The following is a 17,218-nucleotide window of genomic DNA, read 5'->3' as shown; positions in this document are numbered from 1 at the left end:
CTAGAATGCACATTACTAAGTGTAATAAAGAAAATGAGATACACCTTATATTCTTTCATGGAATAGGGGATAATCATAAAAATGCTCAACAATGCTTACAGCATTTATGTGGCAGAAATAGGCTAAAAGCTATTGCTCATACACATAAATATCCGGCTATATTCCAAAACTACATAACTTATGCTGCAGTTAGCTTTTTGTTCCTCGTGGCATCTGTATCAGCGCCCATTGCAATATTACTACTTATAAGCCCCATAACAGCTGGAGTAGTTGGTTTAGCAAGCTTAGCTGCTCTAACTTGCATTTTTTTATCCGTAATGCTTATTATTATTCCCTTTATAAATAGAGATCAAAGTTTGCTTAAGCCCTCGATAGAAGAAATCAATGAATTAATGGACAAGGGTGTGAGGCCTGAAAACATTATACTTTTTGGCCATTCCTTTGGAGGAGCAGTTGCATCGGCAGTTTTGAAGCACTTTGCAGACAAAAACGTTAAACTTGGAAGTGTTATTTTTACTAGCACTTTCAGCTCTTTTCATACAGCAATAGGGCATTTTCCGATCCCTCAAGCAAAAATTTTAAGTATGTTGCCCTCATCCATTTTTAAAAAATTGCTAAAGGCTTTAGATCTAGATTTTGATTTAGTGAACGATATACGAAAGTTGCGAGATGAGGGAAAATTGAATATGCCAATAATAGTTATTAATAGCAAAAGAGATTACTTAATACCACAACCTGCACAATTGGCGCACGCAATAGAAAATGATGTATTGCTACGTGGAAAATTGATCAAGATTGTTAATTCGAAAAGGTATGAAGATGATCCACATAACGGAGTTTTATCTAGTTGGGAATTGGGTGAAAATTTGATTGACCTAATACTTAATAAAATTGATAAAACAATGAATAGATAGTATTTACAATAAACTGTATATTTTTCAGTAAATTGACTATGCTAAACGCATGCAAAAACGTCATATAACTATTTGTTTTATACTGCTTTTTATAATAGGGATGTTATTCCTGATGCGTCCTATGATTTTTCCATGTTTAATGTCTATTGTTATTGCATATTTGTTTAATCCGCTAGTAGTCAAGTTTGAAAAGTATAGAGTACCGCGTTCATGTTCTGTAATTTTTATAATACTTGTTTTATTAATAGCTTTTATACTAGTTATAACATTTGTTTTACCTATTATATATGTTCAAATTACTTCAATATTAAATTTCTTAGTGAGTAAAGTGCCTTCATTAAAACTTAAAGTAATCCCCTCTGTATTAGAATTTCTTAATATAAAAATCGAGGATAGCTTATTTGATCACTTATCTAAAAATCTAGCAGAAAATTACAGCGACTATGTATCTTATTTCATAAATGCTCTTGATATTGCTAGTAACTTTATAATCCAAGTGTTAAGTTCAAGCTTTAGCTTGATTCACACGGTATCATTAATGGTGATTACTCCTGTAGTGTTTTTCTATATATTACGTGATTGGCCTTTAATTATAGAAAAAGCTAATAAATTAATTCCTGTTTCTTATAGAGAAAAAGTTGCAAATTATTTTTCCAAAGTGGATTTCATCATATCTAATTATCTAAAGGGGCAGGTAAATGTATGTATTGTCATGATGGTCTTTTACTCTGTGAGCCTGAGCATAATCGGATTGAAACACTCTATTGTTATTGGAATTTTATCAGGAATATTAACGTTCATACCTTACGTAGGACCATTATTATATACCATTATTGGGTTTTTGAGCGCTATTACTCAATTTAGTGAATGGTTTGAAAGTGCTGCCGTTTTGCTATTATTTGGTGTTGGACAATTAATAGATTCAAACATATTAGTTCCTTTATTAATAGGAAAAAAAGTTCATATACATCCAACTGTAATTATTCTGGGAATTACTATATGCGCTTCATATTTTGGATTTACAGGTATATTACTTTTTATTCCAATAATAGCAATGTTCAATGTATCAGTAGAATATGCAATCAATAAATATTTTAAAAGTGAGCTTTATAAAAACGGCTAACAGACCTTTTGCATAATCAATTTATGGTAAGAGGAGAAATGAGCCCAGAATACCTGAGATATTTGAGGAGCGTAAGTAAATTTCTGCGCAAAAATTACTACCAGAAAGAGGTTACGTAAGAGGTTTAATGTGCAATTAAATTTATTTAACAACAATCAAGCTGATTATAGTCGGCAAAATTACATCATCTTAGATGAAAATAAGCACATATATAATTCAGTAATTGAGGATTTATCTTGGAAATCTCTCATTCTTTTTGGACCTAAAAGCTCTGGTAAAACTCATCTTGCTCATATTTGGCAGTCAATAAACGATGCAATTTTTATCAATGTGAATAACTTTGTAAGCGAGATTAGGTATAGCGATGCTTTTATTTTAGAAGACGTACAAAACATTAAAGATGAAGAAATGTTATTACATTGTTACAATTACATGAAAGAAAATGATAAGAAGCTGCTAATCACTTCTTCAATTTCGCCAAAAAAACTTAACTTCAAACTAAGAGATTTAAGTTCTCGAATATTATCAACTATCAGCGTAAAAATTTTGCCTGCAAGCGAAGAATTATTAAGAATCATGCTAATAAAACGATTTTCAGATAAACAGTTAAAAATTGATTTAAAAGTGATTAATTATATTTTAGCAAGAATAGAACGTTCTTTCTATAGCATTGATAAAATTATAGAGAAGATAGATAATGAATCTATAGGGTCAAATGTGACCGTTCCTTTTATTAGCACTTTATTTAAAAAAGATGCCATTTGATTTCTTCTTTTGTAAAGTACTCATTGTATATATTAAAAATTTATTAACACCCATAACACTAACGTAATTGAAATCTCTATCTGTCCATGTTAGAATTATAATAAATGTTATGTTATAATAAATATAGATAGATACAGCTAAGAAGTATTCTATATTTATAGTAGAGCTCACTTTATAAGGTGTTTTTTATAGATTTGACGTTATAATTTAACTATGATAAGAGTAAGATTAAATTTAAAAAAAAGGTTAAAGCAAAGGTTTGTGATGTTCACTCTATTGATAAATGCCTTATTTGTCTCATATTTTCTCATAAGACACATAGGAAACACTTCCAATCAAATTATAGCCAAAGAAATAAATATAGGAGCTGATAATGAAAAATAAACAGTCGCAAAATAAAAAAGAAAATCTTTACATAACATATTACATAGATGCTTTGGCTTCAGAGAGGTCCGCTACACAAAATACTCTGGAAAGTTATCGTTCGGATTTACACCAGTTTGAAGAATTTTTATTAGAAAGCGGCACTACCTTGGTTGGCGTAAACAAAACCAATATTAAAGATTATGTGAAATATCTATGTACACAAAAAAAATATAAAAGTAGCTCTATATCAAGAAAAATATCCGCTATGAAAAATTTCTATAAGCGTCTATTTAATGACGGAATAATAGATTTTAATCCAGCACCGGCTAATGATGCTGAATTAAAGAATCCAAAAGTTTCTCGTCCTTTGCCTAAGTATTTAAGTGTCGAAGAAATATTTTTGCTAATGGACGCAGTGAGAAAATCAGCAAGCGAATCGAATAAAGAGATAAGCAGTAAAAGGCTATGTGCGATTTTAGATATCCTTTACTCTTCTGGAATGCGTGTTTCTGAACTAATTGATATGAAGTTATGTGAAGTGTCACATTTAATAAACAGTAATAACAAAGAATGCTATATAATAATAAAAGGAAAAAGTGGTAGAGAGAGGCAAATTCTTTTTAATGAACAAGCATTGCAGAGCCTTAGAAATTATTTATCAGTTCGTGACAATCTGATCCCTAACGAAAAGGAATCCGATTGGCTATTCCCAGGTGATAAACCTAATAAACCAATTACAAGGCAAAGGGTCGGTCAATTAATGAAGGAGTTAGCAAGAAAATGCAATATTGATGAAAATAAGATCTCTCCACACGTGATTAGGCATTCTTTTGCTACCCATCTACTGGATAGCGGAGCAAATATTGTGTTGATACAGAAAGTTCTTGGCCATACTAACCTTTCTACAACACAAATATATACTCATATTGCTAACGAAAAGTTAAAGGACAAATTAGCTGATTCGCATCCTATTACTCAGATGATCAATAATTAAACTTATTGCTTTTAATTTGTAGTAAAGTTAAATTCAAATAAGTTTATGTGAGTTTGTGATTTCAAGTTTATTGTTTAATTTCTTCCTTATATTATGGGAAGTATTCTATACTTCAATTGCTCTCCCTGTAATTTTCTTTCCTGAGTATGTAATAACCATTTTCCTCGTCTGTTCGGTGAGAGTTGTATTATTCATGCTGCGTTTATTATGTGGCATTAAATATGAAGTGAGGGGAATGGAAAACATTCCTAAGCAACCTTTTATCATTGCATCTAAACACCAATCTCCATTTGAAACATTTATTTTTATACTACTATTTAGAAAAGCGGTTTTTATTTTAAAACGTGAATTGAAATGGATTCCATTCATTGGTTTACATCTTATAGCGCTGAAAATGATTTTTATTAACCGTTCAGATGGTATCAGTTCTATACGCCATATAATTAAACTAGCAAAAATGCGTATAAAAGAAAATAGAAGCATAATAATATTTCCTGAAGGTACAAGAACGACTATAAACCAAAATATAAAATATCAACCAGGTATTGCTGCTTTATATAGCGTATTATCTGTTCCTGTGTTACCGGTTGCTTTAAACACTGGTTTGTTTTGGCCAAAAAGCATACTTTCTCTGAGAAAGAATCCCGGAAAGGCAGTAATAGAAATATTGCCCCCAATATATCCTGGGTTAAACAAAAATGAATTCTTGCAAAGTTTAGAAAAAATTATTGAAGAGAGAAGCAGTAGATTAACCATAGAAAAAACTGATATTGCAAATTAACAAAAAAACTTTATAATTAAAAAAAAAGTACAGTATTTTAGGTATTAATATATGGCAAATCATAAGAGTGCTAAAAAAATGATAAAGGTAATAGCAAAGCGCACTTTAATAAATAAGATGCGGAAAAGTAAAACTCGCACCGCTATTAGAAAATTGGTTGATATAATCAAGTCTGGCGACAAAGAAAATGTTGTTCTGGCATTTCGGAATGCTGAATCTAATTTACACAAGTGTGTGAATAAAGGTGTTATTCATAGGAATACTGCTGCGCGTAAAATAAGTCGCTTAAATGCAAAAGTAAAAGCATTGATGACCGCTTAATACGGTTAATGTAAAGTTAACTGTATTAATATATACTCTTCAGTTTGTATATTCTGTATAAAATTTAAGTAGCTTAAGTGATGGATAAAAAAGTGCTATTAGAACTAAGTGATGGATAAAAAAGTGCTATTAGAACTAAGTAATGGATTAAAAATTGAGCTACCCATATTAAGTGGAACAATAGGTCCTGACGTGTTAAATATCAAGGATTTATATAAGACGACAGGATTATTCACTTATGATCCGGGGTTTGTTTCCACAGCTTCATGTTCTTCTTCGATTACATTTATTGATGGAGATGAAGGAGTTCTTAAATATAGGGGACATGATATAGCTGATTTGGCAGAGAATAATAGTTTTACTGCTGTGATTTATTTATTACTCTATGGTGAACTACCCAGTTCAGAGCAACACAAAAAATTTCTTCTCAAAATACAAGAATCATCCAAAGTATCAGAGCAAGTTACAAATGTAATCAAAGCATTTCCAAAAACTGCTCACCCTATGTCGATTTTAGTTGCATGTTTTGCAAATTTGTCAGCATCTTACCATGAAACACATGGCAACAATGTCAATGGTGAAGATTTAGATTTTGGAATTTCTGCAATAGCACAAGTTCCTGCAATTGTTGCAATGATTTATAGGCATATCAACAATCAGGAATTCATAAATGCTAACAATGAATTAAGTTACAGTGAAAATTTCTTAAAGATGATATTTGGCGATGCTGTTGATAATGATAAAAGCGCCCTTTTTGCAAAAGCTCTGGATAAAATATTTACTCTCCATGCTGATCATGAACAGAATGCTTCTACGGCGGCTGTCAGATTGGTGGGATCGGCTGGCTCTAATCTGTTTGCAAGCCTCTCTGCAGGAGTTGCTACACTTTGGGGACCAGCACATGGTGGAGCTAATGAAGCAGTTATAAATATGCTAAAAGAGATAGAGCAAAGTGAAGATATAGATAAATTCATCGAAAAAGCTAAAGATGATAAAGATCCATTTAAATTGATGGGATTTGGACATCGTGTTTATAAAAATTATGATCCGCGCGCGCGGATATTGAAAGACGCTTGTCATGAGGTTCTAAGTAAACTAGAACAAAATAATGAATTGCTCAAAATTGCAAAAAAACTTGAAGAAATAGCTTTAAAGGATGAATATTTTATCGTGCGTAAGTTATATCCAAATGTTGATTTTTACTCAGGTATAATAATGAATGCTATCGATATTCCCTCAAATATGTTCACGCCTATTTTTGCACTTGCAAGAACCACTGGTTGGGTTACTCAGTGGTATGAAATGATAAATGATAAAGAAACTAAGATCTGTAGACCAAGGCAACTCTATTTTGGTAAATAAATTTATTTTCACTTCATTAGACTTCTTGTATAACCCAAGCTAAGTAGAAAAAAGGTATAGCTAACACGTCATACCGTGATTTATTCATGGTATCTCTAGATCCCGCTAACAAGTAGCGGGATGACGAGATGCCACCGCGAACCGTCATACTGCCGCAGACCGTCATACCGCGATTCATTCGCGGTATCTCATCCGCTAACACGTAGCAGGATGACGAGGTTATCGTCATACCACCGCGAACCGTCATACCGCCGCGAACCGTCATACCGCCGCGGTATCTCACCTGCTAACAAGTAGCGGGATGACGAGTTACTATACCACCGCGAACCGTCATACCGCGATTCATTCGCGGTATCTCTTAGCATAGATCCCGCTAACAAGTAGCGGGATGACGAGCTTATCGTCATGCCACCGCGAACCGTCATATCGCCGCAGACCGTCATACCGCCACGAACCGTCATACCGCCGTGGTATCTCTAGATCCCGCTAACAAGTAGCGGGATGACGAATTACTTAACCATCATCTACACCGTCATACCGCCGCGGTATCTCTTAGCCGCTAACAAGTAGCGGGATGACGAGTTACTATACCACCGCGAACCGTCATACCGCCGCGGTATCTCTTAGCCGCTAACAAGTAGCGGGATGACGAGTTACTATACCGCCGTGAACCGTCATACCGCCGCGGTATCTCTAGATCCCGCTAACAAGCAGCGGGATGACGAATTACTTAACCATCATCTACACCGTCATACCGCCGCGGTATCTCTTAGCCGCTAACAAGTAGCGGGATGACGAATTACTTAACCATCATCTACACCGTCATACCGCCGCGGTATCTCAGATCCCGCTAACAAGTAGCGGGATGACGAGATGCCACCGCGAACCGTCATGCCGCCGCAGACCGTCATACCACCGCGAACCGTCATACCGCCGCGGTATCTCTAGATCCCGCTAACAAGCAGCGGGATGACGAATTACTTAACCATCATCTACACCGTCATACCGCCGCGGTATCTCTAGATCCTGCTAACAAGTAGCGGGATGACGAGATGCCACCGCGAACCGTCATACCGCCGCGGTATCTCTAGATCCCGCTAACAAGCAGCGGGATGACGATTGTCGTTTAGCCACAAATATTAAGAAATTTACCAAATAAAAAAAAAGGCAAAAGAAGCCCCGATTAATATCTATTTAAAAACATTGGCGTTTTTTAAGTCTTAAACACTGCAATTTAGCTGCTTTTAAATGCAACTCACCTTAGTTTAAATGTTTAAGAAATTTACTAAGCAGAAAAAAAGGCAAAAGAAACCCCGTGTTAGCTAGTTGTCACTCTCTAATCCTGCAAATTGGCGTACTATACTGTCTTAAACGACTTATAAGCGCGTTTCAGCTTATATAGGTAAAAACCCAGAAATGTTGTGAAGACATAAGGTGCACATAGTGCAAAAAATTAAAAATAAGACGCCAACTACGTTGTTTTCTTGCTGTTTAATCTGCACAGATGAAGATAACTGAATACCTTCAGTTTCATGATAAGGGGGCTGGCGGAGTTTGTCAAGTAGCTTTTTCGTTTCTATTCCCAATGTTATATGGTTATGCAAGAAGTCTAATTGGTATAACCATGCATGAATGCTATTTTCGGCAGAATCTCTTACAATGCTCAAAAGCAGAAAAACAAAAACTTGATTTTCGCAGCTAAATAGTGGACCATCAAAAGCACGCATAAATATCTACAATGAAAGAAAAAACTTTCACAATCATCGATGGCTATGGTTTTCTTTTCAGAGCTTACTATGTACTACCTCACTTAATTACCACAACAGGAATGCCAATAGGTGGTGTATATGGCTTTCTGAATATGGTTCTTAAGTACATTGCCCATTCGGACTACTTAACTATAGCACTTGATGCAGGAAAAAAGAATTTTAGGCACAATTTATATCCTGAATACAAAGCAAACAGAGTAACGCCTCCTGAGGATCTAATTCCACAGTTCACCATACTGAGGGAAGCGGTAGAAGCTTTTAACCTCAGCTATGAAGAAATTGAAGGTTATGAAGCAGATGACATAATCGCAACACTAGCTGCAAAATACGCCAACCACCAAGACTTTAAAGTGGTAGTCGTTTCATCAGATAAAGATTTATTTCAACTCTTGAACCACAATATTTTAATATTCGACCCCATTAAAAATATATATATAGATGAAAAACAAGTAATAGAAAAATTTGGTGTAAACTCACACAAGCTTCTTGATTTATTTTCTCTAACTGGTGATGCATCTGACAACATTCCAGGCGTTCCGGGAATAGGTCCGAAGACTGCAGCTAAATTACTAGATGAATTTGATTCATTGAATAATATTATAGAGAACATTGATAACATCGAGCAAACGAGGATTCGTAATATTCTTGCTGAACATAAGGAAAAAGCGCTAATTTCAAGAGAACTTTTATCACTATGCGAAAAAGTAGACCTTCAACATGATATTGCAAAATGTGAAGTTCGCCCTCCAAATATGGAAAAACTATTATCCTTTTTAAAGAAGTATGAATTCAATTCCTTAATAGGTAAAATAGAAAAGCTTTTTTCCTATAATGGATCTAGCACAAAAGAGAAAATAGAATATAGTAGTGAAGAGTTAGAGAAATTTTTGGAGCATTGTAGATATGAAGGCAAAATTGCAATTCATTACCACCTTGAAAACAATGTATTAAGTCTATCTTATAGCGAAAGTAATATTTTTTGTATAGAGCAAGATAGCATACAAAATGCACTCATTACAATCAACTCAACTTTACTCTCAAATGGGGTGCTTAAAATAATACATAACATTAAAGAGATGAGGAAAATCTTCCCTGCAGTGGAGAAGATGCTAGATTCAGTTGATGATTTGATGATAATGTCGTATAGCTTGGATACAGGAAAACATGATCACAGTATTCCAAACATAGTTGCGCATAATTTGAGTGAAAATGCAGAAATTTTCTCGGCAAAAACTTTAATAGCAATTCATGAAAAGCTAAAGCAAAGGTTATTTCAGGAAAAATTGTTCACAATTTACGAGCGCTTCGATAAGCCACTTATGAAAGTGATATTTAATATGGAGAAAAATGGAATATTGCTAAATATTCAAAAATTACAGGAGCTGTCCGATAAATTTCAGCAGGTAATTGCTGTACTTGAAAGTGAGATATATAATTTGGCAGGGGAGAAATTCAACATTGCGTCACCAAAACAATTAAGTGATGTTTTATTTAATAAAATGGGGCTTAATAAAAAGAAAAAGTCAAAATCTGGATCGTATAGCACCAATTATGAAGTTCTAGAGGCACTCGAAGAAGAAGGGGTAGAAATTGCAGGTAAAATTTTAAGTTGGCGACATTCAAGTAAATTGAAGAGTACCTACACTGATGCATTAATAAAACAGGTTGATCCGCTCGATGATAGAATACACACAAGCTTTTCAATAACTGCAACTGCAACTGGAAGGCTGAGCTCCAGCAATCCTAATTTACAGAATATTCCTATCAGAAGCGAAGAGGGAAATCTTATCAGACAAGCATTTATTGTGCCAAAAGGGTGCAAGATAATCTCTGCTGACTATTCGCAAATAGAATTGAGGCTCCTGGCACACGTTGCAAACGTTGCAGCATTTAAAGAAGCTTTTGCAAACGGACAAGATATTCACGATATCACCGCTAGGCAAGTTTTTGGAGTGCAAGAAATAGATGAGCAATTAAGACGCAAAGCAAAATCCATTAATTTTGGAATTATATATGGAATCAGCCCGTTTGGCCTTGCAAAACGGCTTGGAATTACCATTGCGGAAGCTGCTGAATACATTAATTACTATTTTTCCTGTTACCCAGAAATAAAGGCCTATATGGAAAAAGCAGTGTCTATCGCAAGATTGCATGGTTATGTAGAAACTTTGTTTGGCAGGAGATGCTTTGTAAGAGACATAAACAATACAATTCCTTATGTAAGACAATTTGCAGAAAGGGCAGCGATAAATGCACCACTGCAAGGAACTGCTGCTGATATAATAAAACGTGCGACGATTCAGCTTTTTGATCAGTTAAAAGTAGGTAAAATAATCCTCCAAGTTCACGATGAACTACTGGTTGAAGTAGAAGACGAAAAGGTACAAGAAACAGCAAAACTTATGAAAGACGTAATGGAAAATGCAATAGAAATTTCTATACCACTTGAAGTAGAAATAAAAATTGGCAACAACTGGGCTCTTAATTATGACTTAAACATGGCGGATTCTAAGAGTATAGATTATTTGAATTAATATGAAAAATATGCTACAATTAAAGTATAGTAAATGTGAGTAACTCAGTTATGACAAAAATATTAACTCCACAAACAAAGAATTTGGAGCCTTCAAATCAGGTAACTAACAAAGATGAGAAAGTTTTTAAATTTAAAAACGAGGAGCACCAGTTAATCTATCGTGCTTTCCTAGATACTTTAGAAAATCCAGAAACTCTAGAAAATCTAAAAAAGCAAACGAAACAGGAAATAGAAAAGAAGGAACAGAAATTGAAAGAAGAACTTCCAGATCGAGAAAAACAAGAATTACAGGATGATCTGAAGTCATTAGATGAACGATTAGAGCGATTACAGAATGGAAATGAAAAGAAAATTTTTACTTTTATATCAAAAAATCATGAAGGTATATTCAATAATATTAATCAAGAAGATATAAAGTTACTAAGTGAAGAAAACTTTTGTCAGCTTTTACTTTCCGTATTTGAAAAAATTAGAGAAAAAAATTTAGCTAGTGAAGAGAATTTAAAGAATGACAAAATAAAGCAAGAAGTAGCTGAATGTGTAGCTGATATACGCGGTACAGAAGCTAAAGATTCACTCATAAAGCTTGCTGGGTGGCCGCTTGGAATAAAGATAGACCCAAAAAATATTTCCAGCTCTTTTATGAATGGGGTGAAAGAAAAAATACCATTCTTAGGTAAAGATAAAAAAGAAGAGGATGAACCACCACTCAGTGATGAAGAGATGGCAACAGCATTCTTACGTAAGATTTTTCTTCCTATTTCTTTTTCCATTGCTTCAATATTAATTTTTGGTCCTACTACACTCGCGATAGTTGCTGCCGTTATTGGTACAATATTCGCCATAAAAGGGGGAGTGGAGGTTCTTTTTTCAAATGACAAAAAAGGTACTTTATATAACCCTCATTCACGAGATGAAAAGAAAAAAGAAGGATGGGATGGGAAAATTCTTGATGGTATTAGTAAAATTTTAGGATCCAAAGTTAATGAAACTGGGCAGGGTAATCAACCTGCTGTAACAACTGAGGAGCAACTTACTCAAAAGAGTGAGCAGTCTACTGTGCTTGAACAAGTTACTTTAGATCAGCAAAAAACCACAGGGCAGCAACCAAGTAAGACTACCTGAGTTTGCCAATAAAGTGAGTTGTGTAAGAGGTCTACTGTTATTCTATAACGCATACAACAGGAGTATGATCAGACGGGTTTTCTAGCTTACGCAATCTATCATCTACGTAGCATGTTTCCAATTTATCTACAGCTTGTGGCGATAATAGCATATAATCTATTCGCATTCCTTGATTGTTTCTGAGTGAATTGCCTTGATAATGCCACCAAGTGAATTGTTGCAAATTGGGGTGGGATATTCTAAACGTGTCTTTAAACCCAAGATTCAAGATTGCTCTTAACTTCTCACGTTCTTTTATATGAAAGCACACTTGGCCATTCAATAAATTTGAATCAAAAACATCAATTTCATCCAGTGCAACATTATAATCGCCAGCTATAATAGTTAACTCTTCATTTTTCAACAAAGTGCTCATCCTTTCATATAGGTTATCAAAAAACTTGAGTTTATACTCAAACATATGAGAGTCTGGGCTTTGACCATTTGGAACGTATACACTTCCTACCCTTACCTTATGATTGGTGTGTTTTATCACACATTCTATATAACGTGCTTCTTGATGACTCTCTACAACATCAATTTTTAATTTTTCCAGTATCGGATATTTAGATAAAACACAAACGCCATTTCTTGCAACTTGTCCATAGATAGCATATTCATATCCTAACTTTTCTATCTCTACATAAGGAAATTGCTCTTCCGTACATTTTATCTCTTGCAGCAAAACTATATCTATCTGACTGTCAACTATAAAACTACAAAGTTGGTTAACTCTTTTACGTATGGAGTTTACATTCCAAGTTGCAATCTTTAGCATCAACAATCCTTATTAATTATATCAATTAAACTCTCCCCAGTAGGCAACCTCGATGTTATAATTTTTTTCCATTTGATTAACCTTAAACTATCAGCAATGTTTTTACTCATGGTATATGCAACTGTATTATTCATCACATGAGATAGCCCACTTTTTAGAACTAATGAACAAAATACCCTTGCTGTCTGTGAGGAAAAAAAAGCAACACTATCAATTTTACCATCCAACAGTAAATTTTTACACCTATTAGTTAGACTCCTTTTTATAATTGTTTTATAGAGTACAACTTCTCTTACATTAAAATCTTCTTCAGATAATCTCTTTTTTAGGTCACATGATACTTCTTGTCCCCTTATATACAAGAACTTTATTGCGTTTGAATAATGAGCTTTTATGAATGATATCAGACCATCAACGTTGCTGTCTGCTGAGATTATATCAGAAAATCCCAAATTTTTTGCAGCCTGCATGGTTGAATTACCAACTGTAATAATCGGAAAGTCATCCTCTTTGCATATTTGACTAAAAGCCTTTACACTGTTTTTACTTGTAGATATCACAACGTCAAATTCGTACGCAGATATATCAGGATTTAAGTACTTTATTGTGAATACTGGTTCTATAAAAACTTTGTATCCATACTTTCTCAATATATTTCTTGTATTGAACGAATCCAATAAAGGCCTCGTTAATAAAATAGACTTCATTCTGATTTATTTCACTACTAGTAAAATAGTACCCTTTATACACAAATTACTGAATAAAAATTTTTATTTTGATGGCTTGAGCAACTATTCAAGTAATTGATGTTGAAATAAGGATACTCAGTCCCCTATTTACCACTAAGCTTTAAATTCACTTATACTTTTCTAATGCTAATTACATTGAACTCTGTTGAATCATTCCATTTACCTGGAGTTATATTGAATACTAATTCTCTCTCATCTAAAGATAAAGTTCCATTATCTATCTTATAGTTATTTGTATAACACTGTTCGATTCTGCTATCTTCTATCCTCTCTTCTATTTGTAAAGATTTTGGATTAAGCATTATATCTTTATGTACGTTTCCATCGGAACGTATATATGTATATAAGTTTTTGAATACCAAATTCTCATATGCATCACGTTCTACTACATATGTACTAAGATCTGTAAGATCTCGATTATCCGTATTATATTCAGATATTACATAATAAGCATTATCCTCAAAAAAATCTGGGTGACTGTTTAAAAAATCCATATACTAACCTCTTTTATTATTAAACTATTAATATTATAGCTAATATTCCTATACAAGTCAAATAAGTTAACTTGTTGACACTTAAACTGCTTTTACAGATGGAGAGAGGGTATCAGTAGGTTTTTCTGCCTGTGGTTTGCTGATCAAAGTCCGAACGATATTAGCTGCCATAAAGGTACAGCCTAGAATAAAAAAGGCAGTAGAAACAAAAGGAATGATAGGAGATTCGAGAGGCAATATAGATGCAATTCCTCCTATTAAAAACGAAACGTTAGATGTAATATCAAGACAGATCTTTGTTAGTTTTTTTTGTCCTGCTACACCAAGTTGCTTCTGCTGTAGGAAATGATCCTTTAATGACCATATATTTAAAGCAAACGAAAGTACACTTAATATAGTGCCGGCAATACTAAAATACAGACTTAAGACAGGAATACTAAAGGCTAATGCTGCTATATATCCAATAAAAGAAGCAGTAGATAGTGTAGTAACTAAGCGTTTCGAGTAAGTTCGTACCTTCTTTCTGTAGGCTAACTTATCTTTTTCACCATACATAGCATAAATATTACCTAATACGTTATATTGTAGCATTAATTAATTCAACAAGCAATATGGAAGCTAAAAGTGCCCGAGAGAAGACTTGAACTTCCACAACTTAAAAAGTTACTAGCACCTGAAGCTAGCGCGTCTACCAATTCCGCCACCCGGGCTTTTTATAGTTTACTATGTTAAAGTTAAATAATATACTTAAACAATTTTTAGTTCAAAGGTAATGCCAAATCTAGATCAAATATTTTTCGCTCAAAACAATGTTAATATTAATAACGTATATAAAATAGTCAATAACGCTTTGAGCAATAGCGATGGTGGTGAGCTGTTTCTAGAATTTTGCCAGTCGGAGTCCCTGATTTTCGATGATAACATATTAAAACACGTGGATTTGAATACCAGAAGGGGATTTGGTTTAAGGTCTTTTTGTGAGGATAGTACATCTTTCGTTTGTTCTTCTGAGATTAGCGAAAAAGAAATTAGTAATGCTGCTTCTATGGTAAAAAGCTCAGTGTCTTTAAACAAGACAAATTCAATAAATTTAAACGAAGAGACAAAAAGCCTATATTCGAGGATTAACCCTACAAATGAAATGGATCTGAATTCAAAGATTAAACTACTCAATGAGGTTAATGAGTATGTAAGGTCCAAAAATAACTGCGTGAAGCAAGTAAAAATAACTCTAAGTGGAGAATGGCAAGTCGTACAAATAATAAAGGGTGATCACAGATTAAGCGATATCAGGCCTCTGGTACGTTTTAATGTGCTAGTCATTGTAGAAAAGGATGGCCGTACCGAGAGAGGCTCCGCAGGACACGGTGGAAGGGATTCTTATAGTAAGTTTATTTCTGAGAAAAAGTGGAAAGAAGTTGCAAACCAGGCTTTGGAACAAGCACTGGTAAATCTTGAAGCAATTCCAACTCCAGCCGGAGAAATGACAGTTATTCTAGGTCCGGGCTGGCCGGGAGTATTGTTGCATGAAGCTGTGGGTCATGGACTCGAAGGCGATTTTAATCGTAAAGGAGTCTCAGCATTTTTAAATTCTATTGGTAAACAAGTAGCAGCTAGTGGCATCACAGTAGTTGATGATGGAACTCTGCCTAATTTGCGTGGTTCTATTAGCATAGATGATGAAGGTACTCCACCCAGTTATAATGTGTTGATAGAGGATGGAATTCTCAAAGGCTACATGCAGGATCATATGAATGCTAAACTCATGGGTGTGAATCCAACTGGTAATGGTAGAAGAGAAAGTTATAAAGAAGTTACTATGCCGCGCATGACAAACACCTATATGTTACCAGGGAAACATACGCCGGAAGAAATAATATCTAGCGTAAAGAAAGGTCTGTATGCAGTAAATTTCGGTGGTGGGCAAGTTGATATAACGTCAGGGAAATTTGTTTTTTCATCTTCAGAAGCTTACTTAATAGAAAATGGTAAAATTACACAGCCAGTCAAAGGAGCAACACTAATTGGTGATGGGCCAACAGTGCTAAAAAAAGTATCCATGGTTGGCAACGACTTAAAGTTGGACCCCGGTGTTGGCACATGCTCAAAAGATGGACAAAATGTGCCCGTTGGAGTTGGTCAACCAACACTCAAAGTCGACGCAATAACTGTTGGTGGAACTGAGATATAGATAAGGGCTAAAACGGGTTCCAGCGCATGACGAACAATTGTACAAACATTGTAGCCGTTATTCAAGTAGCCCGCAGAAACGAAAAAACTTACTTGACAAACTTCGCCAGCCTCCTTATTATGACAATAAGGGTATTTATGACTTAAAACTTGTTTTTGACCTGCAGGCTCAATGACAAAATTCAGTAAAAAACTTAGGGTATTTTTTGGCGGATTACATAAAATTATAGCGGCTGCATGTCTTTTAAATTTTTTCTACATTCAGCCAAATCGCGCTTATTTTAAGCGTTAGCACATTATTGCAGCGCCACTTACAGTAATATAGAGTCAAAACTCGCACCACGGGGCTTCTTTTGCCTTTTTTTCCGCTTGGTAAATTTCTTAATGTTTGTAGCTAAAGCAATTTAAGAGACCGAAAATGGTGTCATTCCAGCGCGTGACGCTGTAATCTAGTCTTTATTATGCAGCCACTTATTTAAAGTTAAGTTTTCTGGATCCAAGTAGTCAAGCTACTCGGATGACAGCTACCCTGAAAACCTTCATCCCGCTACGTGTTAGCGGGATCTATGCTAAGAGATACCGCGAATGAATCGCGGTATGACGGTCTGCGGCGATATGACGGTTCGTGGTGGCATGACGATAACCTCGTCATCCCGCTGCTTGTTAGCGGGATCTATGCTAAGAGATACCGCGAATGAATCGCGGTATGACGATCTGCGGCAGTATGACGGTTCGCGGCGGCATGACGTAGGATTGCTGTCATCCCGCTATGTGTTAGCGGCTGAGATACCGCGAATTAATCACGGTATGACGCAGAGCTCGCGTTAGCTATACTTTTATACTCCAACTCAGTATCCAATCTGGATCCAAGTAGTCAAGCTACTTGGATGACATCTTTCTTCTTGGTATAAA

General features: G+C 34.9%; 20 protein-coding genes and 1 tRNA gene. 13 read left to right on the top strand and 8 right to left on the bottom strand.

Annotated elements, in window-relative coordinates:
• Positions 1-5 precede the first annotated feature (5 nt).
• The 8 genes from NMD99_RS03160 (at position 6) to NMD99_RS03125 (ending at position 6,626) form a co-directional block, all read left to right on the top strand.
• The gene (locus NMD99_RS03160) at positions 6-914 is read left to right on the top strand and encodes a PGAP1-like alpha/beta domain-containing protein (RefSeq protein ID WP_253309353.1); all 909 of its coding nucleotides are present in this window, start codon (positions 6-8) and stop codon (positions 912-914) included.
• A gap of 49 nt (positions 915-963) precedes the next feature.
• Complete coding sequence (locus tag NMD99_RS03155; RefSeq protein ID WP_309166782.1) at positions 964-2,037, top strand: AI-2E family transporter; 1,074 nt, start codon at positions 964-966, stop codon at positions 2,035-2,037.
• A gap of 129 nt (positions 2,038-2,166) precedes the next feature.
• Entirely contained in the window at positions 2,167-2,802 is a 636-nt protein-coding gene (locus NMD99_RS03150) for a DnaA ATPase domain-containing protein (protein WP_253309351.1), read from the top strand.
• 213 nt (positions 2,803-3,015) lie between these two features.
• Positions 3,016-3,186, top strand: coding sequence for a hypothetical protein (locus tag NMD99_RS03145; protein WP_309166781.1), 171 nt, complete (start codon positions 3,016-3,018; stop codon positions 3,184-3,186).
• A complete protein-coding gene (locus NMD99_RS03140; RefSeq protein WP_309166780.1) occupies positions 3,176-4,162 on the top strand; it encodes a tyrosine recombinase in 987 nt (328 codons plus the stop codon). The genes NMD99_RS03145 and NMD99_RS03140 overlap by 11 nt, the downstream gene beginning before the upstream one ends.
• A 55-nt stretch (positions 4,163-4,217) precedes the next feature.
• The gene (locus NMD99_RS03135) at positions 4,218-4,943 is read left to right on the top strand and encodes a lysophospholipid acyltransferase family protein (protein ID WP_309166778.1); all 726 of its coding nucleotides are present in this window, start codon (positions 4,218-4,220) and stop codon (positions 4,941-4,943) included.
• A gap of 51 nt (positions 4,944-4,994) precedes the next feature.
• Entirely contained in the window at positions 4,995-5,264 is a 270-nt protein-coding gene (rpsT, locus tag NMD99_RS03130) for a 30S ribosomal protein S20 (protein ID WP_006279236.1), read from the top strand.
• Between the two features lie 111 nt (positions 5,265-5,375).
• Entirely contained in the window at positions 5,376-6,626 is a 1,251-nt protein-coding gene (locus NMD99_RS03125; protein WP_253309349.1) for a citrate synthase, read from the top strand.
• Between the two features lie 16 nt (positions 6,627-6,642).
• On the opposite strand, the gene NMD99_RS03120 is transcribed toward NMD99_RS03125, so the two are convergent.
• The 3 genes from NMD99_RS03120 to NMD99_RS03110 all read right to left on the bottom strand — a co-directional run bounded on the left by NMD99_RS03120 (position 6,643) and on the right by NMD99_RS03110 (position 7,555).
• Complete coding sequence (locus NMD99_RS03120) at positions 6,643-6,828, bottom strand: hypothetical protein (protein WP_309166773.1); 186 nt, start codon at positions 6,826-6,828, stop codon at positions 6,643-6,645.
• On the bottom strand, positions 6,815-7,087 hold the full coding sequence (locus NMD99_RS03115) for a hypothetical protein (protein WP_309166771.1): 273 nt from the start codon (positions 7,085-7,087) through the stop codon (positions 6,815-6,817). Before NMD99_RS03115 ends, NMD99_RS03120 begins: the two co-directional genes overlap by 14 nt.
• A 342-nt stretch (positions 7,088-7,429) precedes the next feature.
• A complete protein-coding gene (locus NMD99_RS03110; RefSeq protein ID WP_309166768.1) occupies positions 7,430-7,555 on the bottom strand; it encodes a hypothetical protein in 126 nt (41 codons plus the stop codon).
• Between the two features lie 809 nt (positions 7,556-8,364).
• Between NMD99_RS03110 and polA the strand changes: the two genes are divergently transcribed.
• Positions 8,365-10,929, top strand: a complete 2,565-nt coding sequence (gene polA / locus NMD99_RS03105) for a DNA polymerase I (RefSeq protein WP_309166766.1) — start codon at positions 8,365-8,367, stop codon at positions 10,927-10,929.
• A gap of 59 nt (positions 10,930-10,988) precedes the next feature.
• Positions 10,989-12,056 (top strand): hypothetical protein, encoded by a 1,068-nt coding sequence (locus NMD99_RS03100; RefSeq protein ID WP_406719585.1) that lies wholly within the window; start codon positions 10,989-10,991, stop codon positions 12,054-12,056.
• Between the two features lie 37 nt (positions 12,057-12,093).
• On the opposite strand, the gene NMD99_RS03095 is transcribed toward NMD99_RS03100, so the two are convergent.
• The 5 genes from NMD99_RS03095 to NMD99_RS03075 all read right to left on the bottom strand — a co-directional run bounded on the left by NMD99_RS03095 (position 12,094) and on the right by NMD99_RS03075 (position 14,826).
• Complete coding sequence (locus tag NMD99_RS03095) at positions 12,094-12,873, bottom strand: exodeoxyribonuclease III (RefSeq protein WP_253309345.1); 780 nt, start codon at positions 12,871-12,873, stop codon at positions 12,094-12,096.
• Positions 12,873-13,580 (bottom strand): uroporphyrinogen-III synthase, encoded by a 708-nt coding sequence (locus tag NMD99_RS03090; RefSeq protein WP_264687969.1) that lies wholly within the window; start codon positions 13,578-13,580, stop codon positions 12,873-12,875. Before NMD99_RS03090 ends, NMD99_RS03095 begins: the two co-directional genes overlap by 1 nt.
• Before the next feature lie 152 nt (positions 13,581-13,732).
• Entirely contained in the window at positions 13,733-14,116 is a 384-nt protein-coding gene (locus tag NMD99_RS03085; protein ID WP_253309343.1) for a hypothetical protein, read from the bottom strand.
• An 81-nt stretch (positions 14,117-14,197) separates the two neighbouring features.
• Complete coding sequence (locus tag NMD99_RS03080; protein WP_264688469.1) at positions 14,198-14,671, bottom strand: hypothetical protein; 474 nt, start codon at positions 14,669-14,671, stop codon at positions 14,198-14,200.
• A gap of 70 nt (positions 14,672-14,741) precedes the next feature.
• Positions 14,742-14,826: transfer RNA gene (locus NMD99_RS03075), tRNA-Leu, on the bottom strand.
• A gap of 62 nt (positions 14,827-14,888) precedes the next feature.
• On the opposite strand from NMD99_RS03075, the gene tldD reads away from it, so the two are divergent.
• The 3 genes from tldD to NMD99_RS03060 all read left to right on the top strand — a co-directional run bounded on the left by tldD (position 14,889) and on the right by NMD99_RS03060 (position 17,134).
• Positions 14,889-16,307 (top strand): metalloprotease TldD, encoded by a 1,419-nt coding sequence (gene tldD / locus NMD99_RS03070; protein WP_309166762.1) that lies wholly within the window; start codon positions 14,889-14,891, stop codon positions 16,305-16,307.
• A gap of 565 nt (positions 16,308-16,872) precedes the next feature.
• The gene (locus NMD99_RS03065; RefSeq protein ID WP_265017428.1) at positions 16,873-17,004 is read left to right on the top strand and encodes a hypothetical protein; all 132 of its coding nucleotides are present in this window, start codon (positions 16,873-16,875) and stop codon (positions 17,002-17,004) included.
• Entirely contained in the window at positions 16,982-17,134 is a 153-nt protein-coding gene (locus tag NMD99_RS03060; RefSeq protein ID WP_265017427.1) for a hypothetical protein, read from the top strand. The genes NMD99_RS03065 and NMD99_RS03060 overlap by 23 nt, the downstream gene beginning before the upstream one ends.
• Positions 17,135-17,218 lie beyond the last annotated feature (84 nt).

Source organism: Wolbachia endosymbiont of Listronotus oregonensis (genome assembly GCF_031205055.1).
Classification (GTDB): domain Bacteria; phylum Pseudomonadota; class Alphaproteobacteria; order Rickettsiales; family Anaplasmataceae; genus Wolbachia.
The sequence above is the reverse complement of the archived record's forward strand: the minus strand, read 5'-3'. Positions and strand labels throughout refer to the sequence as shown.

Excerpts from the sequence above, each read along its gene's own strand:
- NMD99_RS03160 (WP_253309353.1), top strand. The coding sequence starts at position 6 with ATGCACATTACTAAGTGTAATAAAGAAAATGAGATACACCTTATATTC.
- NMD99_RS03155 (WP_309166782.1), top strand. The coding sequence starts at position 964 with ATGCAAAAACGTCATATAACTATTTGTTTTATACTGCTTTTTATAATA.
- NMD99_RS03145 (WP_309166781.1), top strand. The coding sequence starts at position 3,016 with ATGATAAGAGTAAGATTAAATTTAAAAAAAAGGTTAAAGCAAAGGTTT.
- NMD99_RS03140 (WP_309166780.1), top strand. The coding sequence starts at position 3,176 with ATGAAAAATAAACAGTCGCAAAATAAAAAAGAAAATCTTTACATAACA.
- rpsT (WP_006279236.1), top strand. The coding sequence starts at position 4,995 with ATGGCAAATCATAAGAGTGCTAAAAAAATGATAAAGGTAATAGCAAAG.
- NMD99_RS03125 (WP_253309349.1), top strand. The coding sequence starts at position 5,376 with ATGGATAAAAAAGTGCTATTAGAACTAAGTAATGGATTAAAAATTGAG.
- NMD99_RS03115 (WP_309166771.1), bottom strand. The coding sequence starts at position 7,087 with ATGACGGTTCGTGGCGGTATGACGGTCTGCGGCGATATGACGGTTCGC.
- NMD99_RS03110 (WP_309166768.1), bottom strand. The coding sequence starts at position 7,555 with ATGACGGTTCGCGGTGGTATGACGGTCTGCGGCGGCATGACGGTTCGC.
- polA (WP_309166766.1), top strand. The coding sequence starts at position 8,365 with ATGAAAGAAAAAACTTTCACAATCATCGATGGCTATGGTTTTCTTTTC.
- NMD99_RS03095 (WP_253309345.1), bottom strand. The coding sequence starts at position 12,873 with ATGCTAAAGATTGCAACTTGGAATGTAAACTCCATACGTAAAAGAGTT.
- NMD99_RS03090 (WP_264687969.1), bottom strand. The coding sequence starts at position 13,580 with ATGAAGTCTATTTTATTAACGAGGCCTTTATTGGATTCGTTCAATACA.
- NMD99_RS03085 (WP_253309343.1), bottom strand. The coding sequence starts at position 14,116 with ATGGATTTTTTAAACAGTCACCCAGATTTTTTTGAGGATAATGCTTAT.
- NMD99_RS03080 (WP_264688469.1), bottom strand. The coding sequence starts at position 14,671 with ATGTATGGTGAAAAAGATAAGTTAGCCTACAGAAAGAAGGTACGAACT.
- tldD (WP_309166762.1), top strand. The coding sequence starts at position 14,889 with ATGCCAAATCTAGATCAAATATTTTTCGCTCAAAACAATGTTAATATT.
- NMD99_RS03065 (WP_265017428.1), top strand. The coding sequence starts at position 16,873 with ATGCTAAGAGATACCGCGAATGAATCGCGGTATGACGGTCTGCGGCGA.
- NMD99_RS03060 (WP_265017427.1), top strand. The coding sequence starts at position 16,982 with ATGCTAAGAGATACCGCGAATGAATCGCGGTATGACGATCTGCGGCAG.